The 14,509-nt window shown below is 48.2% G+C and carries 11 protein-coding genes and 1 other RNA gene; 4 read left to right on the forward strand and 8 right to left on the reverse strand.

The annotated features are described in order from the left end of the window. The 6 genes from GX117_11805 to ffs all read right to left on the reverse strand — a co-directional run. The coding region (locus tag GX117_11805; GenBank protein ID NLO34013.1) for a thiazole synthase at positions 1-121 on the reverse strand (121 nt) is incomplete at its 3' end. Between the two features lie 290 nt (positions 122-411). Further along, positions 412-1,245 carry an outer membrane lipoprotein carrier protein LolA gene (locus tag GX117_11810; GenBank protein NLO34014.1) on the reverse strand — a complete coding sequence of 278 codons (834 nt, stop codon included), beginning with the start codon at positions 1,243-1,245 and terminating at the stop codon, positions 412-414. After that, positions 1,202-1,852 (reverse strand): hypothetical protein, encoded by a 651-nt coding sequence (locus GX117_11815; GenBank protein NLO34015.1) that lies wholly within the window; start codon positions 1,850-1,852, stop codon positions 1,202-1,204. The genes GX117_11810 and GX117_11815 overlap by 44 nt, the downstream gene beginning before the upstream one ends. 52 nt (positions 1,853-1,904) lie before the next feature. After that, positions 1,905-2,723 (reverse strand): pyrroline-5-carboxylate reductase, encoded by an 819-nt coding sequence (locus GX117_11820; GenBank protein NLO34016.1) that lies wholly within the window; start codon positions 2,721-2,723, stop codon positions 1,905-1,907. A gap of 75 nt (positions 2,724-2,798) precedes the next feature. Beyond that, a complete protein-coding gene (dnaX, locus tag GX117_11825; GenBank protein ID NLO34017.1) occupies positions 2,799-4,502 on the reverse strand; it encodes a DNA polymerase III subunit gamma/tau in 1,704 nt (567 codons plus the stop codon). Between the two features lie 52 nt (positions 4,503-4,554). After that, an RNA gene (gene ffs, locus GX117_11830) (signal recognition particle sRNA large type) lies at positions 4,555-4,823 on the reverse strand. Positions 4,824-5,068: 245 nt separating this feature from the next. Between ffs and GX117_11835 the strand changes: the two genes are divergently transcribed. From GX117_11835 to GX117_11845, 3 genes are all read left to right on the forward strand, one after another. After that, positions 5,069-6,385: a hypothetical protein gene (locus tag GX117_11835; GenBank protein ID NLO34018.1), complete on the forward strand. Its 1,317-nt coding sequence runs from the start codon at positions 5,069-5,071 to the stop codon at positions 6,383-6,385. Between the two features lie 406 nt (positions 6,386-6,791). Continuing rightward, positions 6,792-8,279, forward strand: a complete 1,488-nt coding sequence (gene trpE / locus GX117_11840) for an anthranilate synthase component I (GenBank protein ID NLO34019.1) — start codon at positions 6,792-6,794, stop codon at positions 8,277-8,279. Then, a complete protein-coding gene (locus GX117_11845) occupies positions 8,276-8,839 on the forward strand; it encodes an aminodeoxychorismate/anthranilate synthase component II (protein ID NLO34020.1) in 564 nt (187 codons plus the stop codon). Before trpE ends, GX117_11845 begins: the two co-directional genes overlap by 4 nt. A 152-nt stretch (positions 8,840-8,991) precedes the next feature. Here GX117_11845 and GX117_11850 read toward each other — a convergent pair whose 3' ends face one another. Continuing rightward, positions 8,992-9,378 (reverse strand): exosortase system-associated protein, TIGR04073 family, encoded by a 387-nt coding sequence (locus GX117_11850; GenBank protein NLO34021.1) that lies wholly within the window; start codon positions 9,376-9,378, stop codon positions 8,992-8,994. Positions 9,379-9,641: 263 nt separating this feature from the next. Continuing rightward, a complete protein-coding gene (locus GX117_11855; GenBank protein NLO34022.1) occupies positions 9,642-11,264 on the reverse strand; it encodes a hypothetical protein in 1,623 nt (540 codons plus the stop codon). Positions 11,265-12,046: 782 nt separating this feature from the next. Between GX117_11855 and GX117_11860 the strand changes: the two genes are divergently transcribed. Next, a complete protein-coding gene (locus GX117_11860) occupies positions 12,047-14,476 on the forward strand; it encodes a hypothetical protein (protein NLO34023.1) in 2,430 nt (809 codons plus the stop codon). The last annotated feature ends 33 nt before the right edge of the window (positions 14,477-14,509 follow it).

Genomic DNA, 14,509 nt, shown 5'->3' on the forward strand with positions numbered 1-14,509 from the left:
CTGCGCCGCTTGCTTCGATGGCTTGGTGAAGGGCGTCGTTGCTCGGGAATTTTCCCGTGCCGATCATGAGCCGCGAATTAAACGTGCGACCGGCTATGATGAAAGGATCCTGTGTATTCATAATGATGTTTAAGCCTCTATTTGTAAGGAGCTAAAGGGCGAATGGAGACCGTGATTAATGGTTGTTATGTGATGCAACACGCACGGCTGAAAATAAGCGTATCTGTTCTATAGTCGGGAAGCGCTTACGGGCAAGATACGCTTCTATACATACTACTTGATTTGAGCTTGGAAATGCATTATTTGTTTTTGCCGTCTCTTTCAGTAAATAGGTCGGCTCTAACCCTGCGGTCGCGCCACGAGTCTCCGATTATCTGAGAGGAAGACAGGGGAGCGGCGCAGCAGCATGGCTCAATTTTTGGGGTCAAGGGTCGTCGCCGGTAATTCTCGTTCTTGTATTAAAAGGCCTTGTTGTTCGACGGGAATATAGCGCCCCCCCTCAGCCACCGTTTCAACGACACGATCACTCTCTACTATTTTGACGCCTTCAGGAATAAAGAAACGGACACTTTCCCAATCTTGCTCTTTCTTTTTAAGTATATTTTGGACGTCAATATAAAGTTGCGATTCTTGATCATTTACGATGTGAATACGGTAGGGCAAATAGTCTTCATCACGAAGAAAGAGATTGGCTTCCAGAAAATAGACTTCTTCGTCTGTATCGGCACGGGGTTTGATTTTGATGCCCTTAGAGCCGCGGGGATCATCGCTTTCGAATAAGGTCAATTCATAAGCGCTTTTCAACGCTTCCGTGTCGTCATCAAATCCGAGAAAGAAAATATTGGCACGGGGATGGTCTTCGATGGTGAAGACAGTCAATTGCCTGATTTCTGCATCGTACTCATAGCCTACCCGCTCATCCACCAGCGTAGCCCGTTCGGGATCAGTTGTGGCGAATAAAATTCTGCGAGGTTTGGAAAAGAATAGTTTTCCTTCAGAGGTGATGAGCTCTTGGGGCAAGATGGTTTTTTGTACGAAATCAGCTTGGAGCGAGCCGATATCATCCCGTTTGTTTCTGAAGGCTTTGAAAAAATCATCGAATTGCTGATCCTCTTCTGCATGGACAACAAAGGTATAAAAGAGTATCAAGAGGGGGAGGAACACCGCTATCTTACCCACGGATCTGAGACTATATTTACGATTAAAGGGATACATAGCCGGACTCATTTTCGGTTTCATCATCATCGGGCTCCGGTAGGAATCCCGGAAGCTCACCGTCTTCCGGTAATTCAATTAAGTCTTCACGTTCTGTGTAGGACTCGGGTGTGAAGCCGGCGAGCTCTTCGACAGGTGTTCTTACCCCTGCTGTTGGGATCCGATTCAACAGTGCCTTGTGGGTTTCAAGGAGTGTCGCAAAGTCATCCCGGAATCGATCACGTGCTTCGCTCAACTTTTTAATCTCTGCTCTCAGATCGTCAGGGATCGTTTTCAATTTCAGTTCTTCTTGTGCGCGAAATACGGTGGCGCGGTTCATTAAAATTTCGGCTTCTCGTTTGGCTGCAGTGACAATAGTTTCTCCTGTCTTCTCTGCACTGATCAGCGCGGCGCGCAACGCATCTTCAAGTTCCTGTTTGTTCTCCAGAATCTTTTCAGTTTCTTTGCTTTTCCGAAGGAGCGCCTGATTTTCATCCTGAAGCGCCGCCAACGCATCAGCCGCTCGTTCCAATAAAATGTCCACCTCTCTTTTAGGATAGCCTCCCAAAATTCGTGTTTTTAATTTATTATGAATCAGCTCGCTTGGTGACACGTCAAAATGCTTCGGAGCATCCATTTCGGGAGTATCCGTATTCATCGCCTTTCCTTTCTTCTTTCTGCAGCTGCCGGTTGGGGGGCCGGACATCTCTTCAGGGGGTACTGCCCAATTCCCTCGACCGTTTCGCCGCCGCCTTGATGGCGTCCGACACAAGACTTTCAAAGTGGTGATGGCGCATTGTTTCTAAGGCTGCAAAGGTAGTACCGCCCTTGGAGGTGACTTGTTCACGCAATAACGCCGCTGATTTTCCCGTATGGTTCAATAACTGACCGGCGCCGAGAAGGGTTTGCGCCGCTAAATGTTCCGCTAAATCCTGCGGCAATCCTTCTGAAACGGCTCCTTTAATCATGCATTCCGTCAAGTAAAAGAAATAGGCGGGGCCGCTGCCGCTCAGCGCGGTCACTGCGTCCATGTCCGCTTCCTGCACAACTTCTACAATCCCGACGGCACTAAAAATAATCTTTCCCGCCTCAACATCTTCAGGACTGCAATTATCGCTGCACGCCAAGGCGCTGGCTCCCGCGCCTACGAGGGCAGGCGTGTTGGGCATGACGCGCAAGACGCGTATTGAATCTCCGAATCGCGCTTGCAAGCGTGTAATGGAGATCCCAGCCATAATGGAAACAACGCGCATGGAAGGGGCCATGGTTCCCACCAGCGATTCCGTTGCCTCATCAAAGTGTTGTGGTTTTACCGCGATTAACAGCGTGTCACAATGCGGAATAAGGTCAGTGGCGGATTCAAAGGTTTTAACGCCATGGGCGGCGGCGGCTTCTCGTCGTGTTATAAGCGGATCATAGACACCAAAAGATTGGGGAGGCAATACTTGATTTTTTAATAAACCGGAGAGGATTGCCTCACCCATATTTCCATAGCCTAGAAATCCGACTTTTCCACGAAGAGCATTCATATCACGTTCCTTTTGACCGGATGATAGTATCTTGTAGTGTCCTTTGCGGGGATAAAGGGATGCTGTCACGCAGGACTATTTTGGGCTATCAGGAGTTTGGCGTACATCAACAATCGTCCCTTTGAATTCATCCAAGACGGCGGCAATTCCCGGATCCTTGGCTAGGGCACTAAATTTTTCCTCATCCATACCCGGGTCGGGCGCGGGGGACGACCTATCCACAGTATCGCTTTCATCAGCGCCGGCAGATTTGGCAAGATCGGCGAAAAAGACAGCCCGAGCATTTTCTGTTTCGTCTTGGAGCAAGGCTTCCAATTTTTCGAGATTGCCCTCTTTTTTGAAATAGGCACGGGCTTTATCGGCGCCAGGTTCAAAGACTAAGGTTAATACGCCGTCAGAATCTAATCCGATCGGCTTGATGCGGCCAAGGTGGATTGTTAAGGTTCCCTTCGCTTCGCCGGCACGGATTAAAAGTTCACGCCACGCATCATCCTGCGTTTTTCCCAGCCTAAGTTTTTCTTTTGCGGAGACCGGAACTGCCTTCTTACGAACGGGCAATCCGGTCTTAGGAGGGTTTGGCGGGGGCGTGTTCTCCTTGACTTGTATCGGCGCCGTGGCAATACCGCCCTGACCCAACAAAATCAATTTCTCCATGATCGTATCAATGGAAATATCTACATCGACGCGGGCAAGTTGGATAAGCAGTGTTTCCAAAGCGGTTCTTTGCGCGATCTGAGAATCGTAATCATTCACTAATTCTGAAAATTGCTCTACCAATTTGATCAGCTTGACCACCGACATTTTCTTTGCCCGCTCCTGCATTTTTTTCATTTCAATTTCAGGAAGACGGAGCAGCGCCTCATTCGAACCGGCGGTCTGGCAAACCAGCAAATTGCGGTAGTAACGCAAAATATCTTTGATAAATTGAGAGAGATCTTTGCCGGCAGCCGTAATCTCTTCGATGATCTCCAACTGCCGTGAGACATTCCCGTCGAGCATGGCGTCAAACAAGCTATGGAAATATTCCCAGTTGACCAGTCCCAAAACATCAAAGACATCTTCGAAGGTAATTTTTGTTTCGCAGTACGTGATGAGTTCATCAAGGATACTCTGCGCATCCCGCACGCCGCCTTCAGCAACGCGGGCAATGGCATACAATGCGTCATCACTGGCAAGAATATTTTCCGATTCAAGGATCTTACGCAGCAGTGCCACAATATCGCTTACAACCACCCGTCGGAAATCGTAGCGCTGGCACCGTGAAATGATGGTGGCAGGGATTTTATGCGCTTCCGTAGTTGCCATGATGAAGATGGCGTGGGAGGGAGGCTCTTCTAAGGTTTTGAGAAGGGCGTTAAAGGCGGGACCGCTTAATTGGTGTACCTCGTCAATAATATAAATCTTATAGCGGCCGCTCGTCGGCACCATACGCACGTTGTCGCAGATATTGCGCACATCTTCCACACGGTTGTTGGAAGCACCGTCAATTTCTAAGACATCAATGTTGTTGCCGTCGCTGATGGAAACGCAATTACTGCAGGTGTTGCATGGTTCGAGGGTCGGCCCGTCAGCACTGGCACAATTCAAGGCTTTGGCGAGGATGCGGGCAGTCGTGGTTTTACCGATTCCACGGGAACCAATGAAAAGAAAGGCGTGGTGAATTCGACCCGTTTTAATCGCATTCGTAAGGGTCCGCGTAATATGGTCTTGACCGACCACCTCACTAAAGGTCTTGGGGCGCCACTTGCGCGCAATTGCTACATATTTTGTATTACCCATGACAGACCTACTTTAGAACATATGTGTTTCCGCTGCGTTAAAAGAAAAAAGCCCGCGCACCCATCATCGAACAGTTGCCCAGAACGGCCTTGGCGGTCGTTGGCTCGGACCAGGCATCCCTGCAGCACACGTGAAAAACTGACTGCGGCTGCTTCCTCTCGGACCTGACCGGGTTCGCCAGATTCACGTTGAGCAGGACCCAATCGTCAACACCACGTGCCCCAAACCTGACTAAAGGACAAACTGCCCTCCGATGGGAATTCAATCTCGCTAAAGCGGATTGCGAGTTACAGGACACCGCTAACTTCCCATCTAGCGCGAGCAAAAAGGAAAATTTAACTTCTCATTATAGTTCTAGGAGGGTATCATAAATACGCCAAACAATTCAACAAAAGCCTTGCTGACGCTCAAACTAAATCGTGCTGTCTCCTCACTAAACTTTCGATTTTAGCAGTCGCCGAATTTAAAGACTTTATGATAGAATAGAGTTCTCATTAACGATAGCGCTGTGCGTTAATTTTTGGAACAAATGCAGCACTCAATCTTAATTGTTAAGGATGTTTCTCATGAAATTGACTGTAATGAAAGTTGTTTGCTTGTTGGTGTTGATTAGCGGGATCTTTATTTTAGGGCTCACCTTTGATTTGGAGCAAGCACAACAAGTTCAAAACAAAGCCCTTGAATTCTGGCCGAAACAAACCGATGGCAGTTTGAACCTGCGCTTGCCCGGCATTGTATGCGGGGTTATTTTGGTACTTCTCGGCGCCTATGGTTTTTTTCCCAGATTTGTATTGGGCAGAAAAAAGACCATTACCTTTCGCGGCGCTCACGGCGATATTACGCTTGAACTCAAATACGTGCGCAAGATTCTGCTGAAAGTGATGCGCAAGATGCCCGAAATCTATGCTATAAATTTGCAGGTAAAACCGGATGCCGACAAACGGCGCGCCTTGATTTGTGCTGATGTTGTATTGAAAAACTGTGCCTCCATAGGAACACGGCGCTGTGCGAAAATGGTCGCCCATTGTCTTGCAAGCACAGCCTCGGATGTTTTGGGCTTGGAAGATTTAAGTACCATACAACTGAATATTAAAGGTATCCATGTAAATGCCGCTGCGGTCGGAAAGCAGATGCGCGAACAAATCGCCGCCGCAATGAGCGGAGAAGAAACAGGTGCCTACGCACTGGCTCATCCGCCTGTATCATCGGTTACCTTAGATGAAGATTCCACTGATAACACGCCTCTTTCTCCTTCAGAACCCACAGACTCCACAGCAGCCCCAGCGGTCTGCAACGAAGATAGTGATCCTTGTGACGATGCAGCGGCTGCAACGGTGACTTCCACAGACGAAGCGCCGGAAAAAGCTGAAGAAGAACAATGCGATGAGACGGAACAGGACAGCGCCGTAGAAGCCGCCGAGGATGAAGAGGTACTCGAAGGGGCAGAGGATTCAGATACCCAAGCCGTAGAGCAAGCAGAGCAAAGCGATGCTCAAGGGGAAGATACCTCCGATGAAGCGGAAGAAGCGATGCCTGCAGCGGATCATTCTGAAGAAGAAACGGAAACGCCGGTCTTGGAACCGCTGGTGATCGATAGCGTCGATTCTTACAGCCACGAAGAAGTGCTAACCCCATCGGAAGAAGATGCGCCCCTTTCGCCTTATGCTTCGGATCTGACGGAAGAAGAAGAAGCTGCGTCGGAAGATCCCATCGCTGATACGCCTGAAACCGAGGATGACGCGAGTCCGGCTCCCCTAGAAGAGAACCCCTATGCCTTGCCGCCCTTAGCATCCGAACCGGAGGCTCCGGAAGCGGAGGCTGTGGATGAACCCGATGAAAGCGCTGAATCTGATACCAATGAGCAAGAACACCGCTGGTATTGATACCTTTGTTTTTAAAGGTCAAGGACTTCATTGAAGTGGTATATGTCGATTCCTCTTTGCTAGCTGTGTCTCAGCGGCTGCTCATAGGAATAGAAAAAGAACGATAACCGTTATCGCAATAGGGTCATAGCGAGAGGGATGTGCTATAGGCTGCGCTTGTGATAGACCTGCAATTGGATAATGTATAAAAGGAAACAATGGTTAATTCCATTTAAAAGGATGAGCCCGGTTAAATGCTGAGGAAAAACACACGCTTTATTCAAAAAGCCTTTCCAAAGACACAGACCTTGGAACGTCAGGTTCGACGTTGGCGACGCTCACAACGTCCGTGCCTTTAATCTTCTTTTTCCCAAATCACCCCCTTTGTGTCTTTTATTCCTTTCATTCTTTTTGAGGAGTTCCCCCAATGATCGTTCCTTCATTAAATGATTTTCGCAATATTGCCCATGATGACGCCTTGGTTCCTGTTTATAAAGAGATCCTCGCCGATCTTGAAACGCCTGTAACGGCCTATTTAAAAATTGCACGAAACTGTCCTTATGCCTTCCTGCTGGAAAGTGTCGAAAAAGCAGATAAAATCGGGCAATATTCCTTGATCGGCGCCAATCCTTCCCTCATATTCCGTACGAGGGGTACCAAAGGAGTTATTATCCGCGACGGCGTCGAAAGCCCATTCGAATCAGAGAATACCCTTGATGAACTGCAGAAACTTATGGCGCGCTATAAACCCGCAGCTGTGCCCGGGCTGCCTGCTTTTCATGGCGGCGCTGTTGGGTATATGTCCTACGATCAAGTGCGCCAGTTCGAGCGTTTGCCCGACAATAATCCCGACTTGTTGCAGCTGCCTGATCTATATTTTATGATCACCGACACCTTAGTGGTCTTTGATCATGTGAACAATAAAATCAAAATTGTCTCGAACGCCCATGTCACCGATCACCCTGATGCTGTGTACAATGAGGCGCTTCGCAAAATCCATGAGATTGAAGAACGGCTGCGGGGGCCCTTGGTCGTGTCTACGGAACGGTTGCACAGCGCGCCTGAAGGACCGACCATTGAATCTAATTTCACGCGTGAAGACTTTTGCGACGCCGTCCGCAAATGCCGAGATTATATTTGTGCCGGCGATATTTTCCAAGTAGTCCTGTCCCAGCGTTTCCGCAGAAAAGTGGAAATGAGTCCGGTGACCCTTTACCGGGCCTTGCGTTGCATCAATCCATCCCCGTATATGCTGCTTCTCCAATTCCCTGATTTCGCACTCGTCGGATCCAGTCCTGAAGTGATGACCCAAGTGAAGGGTACACGTGCCATGCTGCGCCCCATCGCAGGAACGCGCAAACGCGGTACGACGGAAGCGGAAGATCTGCAGTTGGAGCAAGAATTGCTCGCCGATGAAAAAGAAATCGCCGAACACGTTATGTTGGTAGACTTGGGACGCAACGATCTCGGACGGATTAGCAAGGCAGGCACGGTAGCACCCGTCAATGACAAACTGATGGTTATTGAGCGTTACTCTCATGTCATGCACATCGTTAGTGAAGTGGCAGGAACGCTGCGCCCCGATTGCAGCGCTTATGATGCGTTGGCAGCCACCTTCCCCATGGGGACCGTAAGCGGCGCCCCTAAAATACGAGCCATGGAAATCATTGACGAACTCGAACCTGAGCGGCGCGGACCCTATGCCGGCGGCTGTGGTTATATCTCCTATTCCGGAGATATGGATACCTGCATTCTCATCCGAACCATGATTTTAAAAGACGGCTACGCCTACGTGCAGGCGGGCGCGGGCATTGTCTATGACAGTGATCCGGAACGTGAATACGAAGAGACGGTAAACAAAGCCAAGGCCCTCATGAAAGCCGTCGAATTCGCAGAGAAAGGTTTAGAGTCATGATAGTCGTGATTGATAACTACGATTCCTTTACCTATAACCTTGTTCAGAGTTTTTATGAATTCGAAAAGGATATTCGGGTTTTTAGGAATGATGAAATAACGGCCGCTGAGTTGGAAACCCTGAAACCGGATCGACTCGTGATTTCGCCCGGACCCGGAATCCCGGAAGAGGCAGGTAATTCTCTGGAGATTATCCGTGCCCTCGGAAAACAGATCCCTGTTCTGGGCGTGTGTTTAGGAAATCTGGCTGTCGGCGCGGCCTATGGCGCGTCAATACTTCGAGCCGACGTAATTATGCACGGGAAGACCAGCGAGATTTATCACAAGGGAGATCCTTTATTTAAAAACATTCCCTCTTCTTTTGTGGCGACGCGCTATCATTCCTTGGTAGTCGACCCGCAGCACAACGCGGCTTGTCTTCAAGTAACCGCACAAACGAAAGAGGGCGTGATTATGGGGCTTGCCCACAAGGAATATCCCATTTGGAGTGTGCAGTTTCATCCGGAAAGTATTTTGACACCCCAAGGGGAACAGATAATTGAAAATTTTATGCGCCTCTAAGAATTCACATAGGCGCGCGCCTGCGGACAGATCCCAACCCTAAAGCTCGATATATCGCTACAAAAAAAGGTCGACACAAGATAAGTGTCGACCTTAATAATTTCTACACGCAAGCACAGCTCTTTAAAACGGAAGCCCTATAGAGCGCGTGGTTAGAACAGGTATTCCGGTTCTAAGACCGCATTATAGTTCACGTCACGGTCGCTAAAGGGAAAGGTAACCGTTTCAAAGACACCTGTTCCGGAACGCATGACAGCACGAGCGCCGCCTAAGACAGGCGTCACGCCTACGAGATAACCAAGGGGCTTACCTTTTTTCAAATTCTTGTCAAAGGTCATCGGAATTTCGGCCCAGCCGAAAACGATATTTGAAATACCACGTCCCATTTTGGTCAGGGCTTTTTCCATGCCCGTAGGCTTGGGAAGATCCACATCAGGATTGTATAACTGCGCATGAACGGGCATACTCAGCAAGGTAGCACATACGATTGCCAGAGCCACAAATCCGGCACAGCCCATGAGATAATAACGCTTACGCATTTCTTTACCCTCCGGTAAATGTTATTTCAATTGACAACACTACGCGGTAAGTGTACCAAAAACTCTTGACATTGTCAACAATTATCTTTTCGCTCAGAATAGAATCCGGACAATGCAAAGTACGCGTCAATTATTATACATCCGAGGACAGCAAGACAAACGCATAGAAGCACTTCCCGTGACTTCCTCAGCCTTTTTCATTTCTGCGCTGCCGCACAAGCATTCTTTCACGCTTCTCCGATCTGCTCGCTTTGTTTCTCACTCTATGGAAAATACTCACGCAATAGGAAGTCATGTAATACTTCCGCGACAAGAGCGGCTCCCGCCGGAGTGAAGTGACCATCTCGCAAGTAGAATAGATCCTCTGGATTGGGAGCTGATCCGAAAGGGGTTACCATATCGGGATGGGGTATTTTCAGTTGAGTCAACATGTGATGGGTCAGATCAAAATCTTTATCTTTTTGGTAAGGGGTGTCCGGAAATTCCTTTTCTAGCTGCTCCCATTTCTCCGGTTGAAAAGTATAACAGTTGCCGTGAACAAAGGCGATCAAAGGAATATCGTGATGGCGGCAATCATCACGAATTTGTTGAATGCTTTCTTCAAAAATTGTCCATGCCTCATATAATTCAGGATACCAATGAACTAAACAGACCTCGAAGAGCGGATTGCGCGGAGTGCTCGGTTCTAAAAGTTCATAGTTAGTGCAGGGAATAAAGCGGCAGGCAAGCATCAGTCTAGATACTAATTCTAAATTTGACCATCTTGTATCCACGACGCGATAAAGATTCGAATATTTTTGGCACAATCTTTCCATATAAAAAGGCCATTCCTGTTGGCGTTGATAACGAATCAAGTCCCGTTCCCACTTCACTTCGTATGCGCGTAAACGTTTCCCTACTTTTGTATAAGAACCTGCAATATCATTTGCCGGAAAAAGTTGCAATATAACCATATCCGGTTCAAAGTCAAAACCCCGTTTCTGTAAAAAAAGCCGTTCTTGCCAAGGGGCATAGCCCGTGACTCCGCAATTGATAACTTTAAATTCCTTACTCAATTTCCCGCTATTTAACCGCTTTTCCAATTGTCGTTGAAACGTATGTTCCGGGTCAGATAAAGGCATTCCGAAGGTAAAAGAATCACCAATGGTCACAATCCGAAACTCATCTGGTTTCTTGGGTCCATATTCACGATCCCGAATTCCTTGAGATGAAATAGTGGCCGTCCATTCCGTTTTTTTGCCTTCATTGTCATAATAAACTTGTTGAAGTGAAGCGCCGGGAGACAGACTATAGATAAGTTCTTCATCACTTTCGAATACCTTGTTTTGGCTTTGTTGGACAGGCAGTATCAACCGTGTACTACTCTCTAAAACAATGAAGATCATGGCTATGAAAAAAATAAAGCCAAGACCTTTCAAGAGTAAAGGGCGCATTTGAAAAGCAGATATTCGATGAGCATAAAAAAGAAAAATAATCGACCAAATACCATAATAAAGTGGAAATTTTCGGAAAAAGAAAAGTGTAGTTAATACAGTGGCGACAAGAATGAAGGTAGTTCTTATTATTGAAACAACTCGCTTCTGAGTTAAAAAACTACGGGAGACGGGGTCTTTAAATTGACTGAAACCAAGAAGTATCCCAAGCTGCAGTACGGACCAAAGGAGCGTTATTTCTGTGCTTGTTATGGATAGGAAAAGGCTATTCAACTGGAAATTGATGATCAGACAAAAAGACAGGTATGCGAAATAGATAATGATGAGCGGACATGAAGAAATTATGGCAATACACAATGTACAGGCGAAAAGGACGAGATCACCAGTACAAAGATAGGCGATGACACCTAAACAGAAGGATAAAAAGATGAGAATAATTGCAGCGGCATTCATGTGCTAAACTCATTTAATCCTTTTGTGTTTTCTAAAATATATTTACGAATTGCGCTTTTAAAAAAGATCTACTGTCTAAATGATTACGTGAGAGAAAAAACTTGACAGCTTATAAGTGTATCTATTGTAACAAGAAACTTCCTTCAAAAAAGAGATGCCAATCCTTTCAAAAAAAAGATATAGTAGAGGGTTCTCCCGGTGTGCCCCGTAAACTGATCCATGCATAATGAGAGTTTCCCATCGGCCCCGCAACGAAGAATCTCATGGTGGTGGTGATGGAGACCGCGTGGCCCTGCGGCTTGCTCTATGCGCGCGTCTCTGCAACACCTTGCACTCTCGTTTCGACGTGACATCTGTAGGGGCGAGATTTATCGCGCCCAAGATCCTACACAAAGGCTTTATTGCATGCCTCAAGATTTATGTGAGCATTCAAGTCAAGGTGCATAACGCAACGCCTCAATGACACAAAAGCCTCGGGCGCGATAAATCGCGCCCCTTCATCGGAAAGCTTTGTGCGCCTCCCGTCCATTGCGTCCATCCTGTCCATTCTGTCCATTGTGTCCATCCCGTCCATTGTGTCCATACTGTCCATTCCGTCCATCACAAATAATCGTGCTTCGCCTTAGATTGGCTCTGCGATTCGCCTCCTCACAAAACTGCGGCTGCATAGCTCAGGACACGCCGTTCGGTACCACGGTATCACACGGCTGCACTACGTTATATAATGAAGGTCTTGTTTCGGTCTTTGAATAAGCGCCGGTCTATTCCGAGAAGGAGTCATCATGGTTTATAGAGCCTTTTTGTGTTTAAGTATTTTGACGGCATCCTGTTCTTTTGCTGAAGCGTCCCGCAGCTGGCTAGAAACCCACCGGATGCATATTCTTGAAGCGGAAAGTGGGGGAGTCACCGCTGATGCGACGCATGAGCTGCCTTCCTTCATAATTACTCCGGATAAAAAAGGACTTCAGTTGATTCGTCTTTCTCTTCCTTTTCTTCCGGGAAGCCTTTCTACCGATTTATCGGTGCAAGCAATTTGTGAGGGGCAGGAGATAAACGCGGATCTTCGTGTTCTCAGCTGTCATCCAGGTAAACCCCGTTCAGTACGGCGCGGACTGCTGACTTTTCTTTTTTACGTTACGGAACTTCGCTCGTTTCGCTTCACCTTAAAATTGGTGGATCATATCCCATCTCCTTCGCTCTTGCTGTCCCATAAGCAAAGAGACTCAAGATTTCATGTATCCACACGCCTTGGTGAACTAGAGATTTCTCCGGAGCAGGTGTCTTTCCGTCGTTCTGAGGACGACACGTGGGAGGCGGATCTGATAGCCCCTGCACGGCGTGCCGACCTGCTACCGGAACTGGAAATTGTTGAAGAGGGCGCCTTTTATCTTTGGATTCGATTGCTTGTGCCTGATGAAGAATGGCCGCGCATTATTGATTTGCGCATGGATGGGACGGGCGGTATCGCCCTATTGGCTTCCGTCCAACGTATGATCCCGGGAAATGGCTACTGTGATGATTTGGGATGGACAATTTCCGGCTTGCATGTTGCCGATACGGCGCGTCACGTTTTCACCGACGGTATTCCTGCAAGCCTTTATTCCGGGGACCAGCGTTTTGAGCTGCAATTTCCACGGGCTGCCCAAGAGCAGCGGGGCTATGTGGAAGCGGATCAGGGCGTCCTTCGTTTTTTGCGTTGTGAAAAATCTGAGCAGGTGCCCTTTCAGGCGAGTGCCCTGCGATCTGCGGCCTTCTCCATTGATCCCGCCGGATCCTCTCCGCGAAACGCCCTGCTCGCGTACACCGTGGACACAAGCATCTCCCCTGAATTTTATAATACCCTCTATGGCTTCGGCTTGTCCACACCCCTTGATAGCTATCCCATACTCGAAGCTCTGCGCCAATTCACACGCCAAGGGCTGATTCGAAGCAGGCGGATAGGAGATGATTTCGGTAATGTGACCTCCTATTCTGCGTCCTCTGACCATGGGGCCGCCTATGGCATGAATCGCTTAAATCATTGTCCTGCCCTGTTCTTCGAAGGGTGGCGCAGCAATGATGCCGACCTCGTGGAAACAGCAGTTCTTTGGTGTGAGAATATGCACGACTTATCGATTTGGTGGTGGCCTGATGACACCATAGGCGGTACTCGTTACAACAATGCCGGCGCTGCCAAAGAAAAGGAGCATGCCGATGATCCCAATTTCATGTGGCGGACAAACGGGGCCTCTACCTTTTGTACTAAAGGCATGGATGCGTTTTTTCTCGCCTACGAAGAGACGGGGGATCCGCGCTTCATGACCGCCCTAAACGCCCAATTGAAGTATGCGCAAACGCATCTTCATGTGAACACGGGAGAAGCCCGAAATATCGGCGATGTGTCTGATTTTATGGCGCTTTACCGCTATACGGGCAAGGCGTGTTACCTAAAAGAAGCATCACGTTTATTCGACGAATTGCGCGGTCTTTTAGATGAAGACTATCTTTTCAGTCAAGGCGGGGAAGCCATTCAAAAAAACCTGCCTTTTATCGACGACGATGCCCGGGGCTACCATACGCCTTTTGGCAAACCCTATATTCTCGGATATGCACTGGCAGGCTTGCCCGCATTACTCACAGAGAAACCCGATACGCCCGATCTTTTCGCTGTGATTCGTGCCGTTGCCAACTTCCAAGCAAAGGCGCAGGATCCCTTGGGCGGGTGGCGTTATCCCCATCCACGAAGCACTTGGATGATCATTGATCAAGGCATGGAACATAGCGCACAGATAGCACGGGCCGCACAGGTGTTGTACGAAAGAGGAGAATCCATAAGCGATTGTTTAAATGTCATTGAACGCGCTCTGGCGGCGCGCTTACAGGGATTTATCATTTCCGGAAACATTCTGTGCGGACTTGCAGGGTGGGAGAAAAGCACGGGACTTTTGGAAGAACAAAATATTTACGATTTGTATAAGTCCCCTGAAGACCGTGATTTTACCCGAGACTATGAAGAGGGAGATATTTCCCTCGATTATTCGTCTCCCGAAGGACTCGCCCATTTCTTTGAGACGCTCAACTTTTATTTGGAACATCGTCCTGTGGAACGGCTGTTTCAGAGCAATGACGCCCTCGCTAAGGTACTTGCCCGCATACCTGAACGGGGACTAAAGATGGATGGCGCCGATGATAGGGCTGTTCTTCACTTTAGCTTTAATAATCGCTCTATATAGGAATTGCGTGACGAGATGCCGCTGCCGCTCCTC

Source organism: Candidatus Hydrogenedentota bacterium (assembly GCA_012523015.1).
Classification (GTDB): Bacteria; Hydrogenedentota; Hydrogenedentia; order Hydrogenedentales; family CAITNO01; genus JAAYBJ01.

Excerpts from the sequence above, each read along its gene's own strand:
- GX117_11850 (NLO34021.1), bottom strand. The coding sequence starts at position 9,378 with ATGCGTAAGCGTTATTATCTCATGGGCTGTGCCGGATTTGTGGCTCTG.
- dnaX (NLO34017.1), bottom strand. The coding sequence starts at position 4,502 with ATGGGTAATACAAAATATGTAGCAATTGCGCGCAAGTGGCGCCCCAAG.
- GX117_11820 (NLO34016.1), bottom strand. The coding sequence starts at position 2,723 with ATGAATGCTCTTCGTGGAAAAGTCGGATTTCTAGGCTATGGAAATATG.
- GX117_11860 (NLO34023.1), top strand. The coding sequence starts at position 12,047 with ATGGTTTATAGAGCCTTTTTGTGTTTAAGTATTTTGACGGCATCCTGT.
- trpE (NLO34019.1), top strand. The coding sequence starts at position 6,792 with ATGATCGTTCCTTCATTAAATGATTTTCGCAATATTGCCCATGATGAC.
- GX117_11835 (NLO34018.1), top strand. The coding sequence starts at position 5,069 with ATGAAATTGACTGTAATGAAAGTTGTTTGCTTGTTGGTGTTGATTAGC.
- GX117_11815 (NLO34015.1), bottom strand. The coding sequence starts at position 1,852 with ATGAATACGGATACTCCCGAAATGGATGCTCCGAAGCATTTTGACGTG.
- GX117_11855 (NLO34022.1), bottom strand. The coding sequence starts at position 11,264 with ATGAATGCCGCTGCAATTATTCTCATCTTTTTATCCTTCTGTTTAGGT.
- GX117_11845 (NLO34020.1), top strand. The coding sequence starts at position 8,276 with ATGATAGTCGTGATTGATAACTACGATTCCTTTACCTATAACCTTGTT.
- GX117_11810 (NLO34014.1), bottom strand. The coding sequence starts at position 1,245 with ATGATGATGAAACCGAAAATGAGTCCGGCTATGTATCCCTTTAATCGT.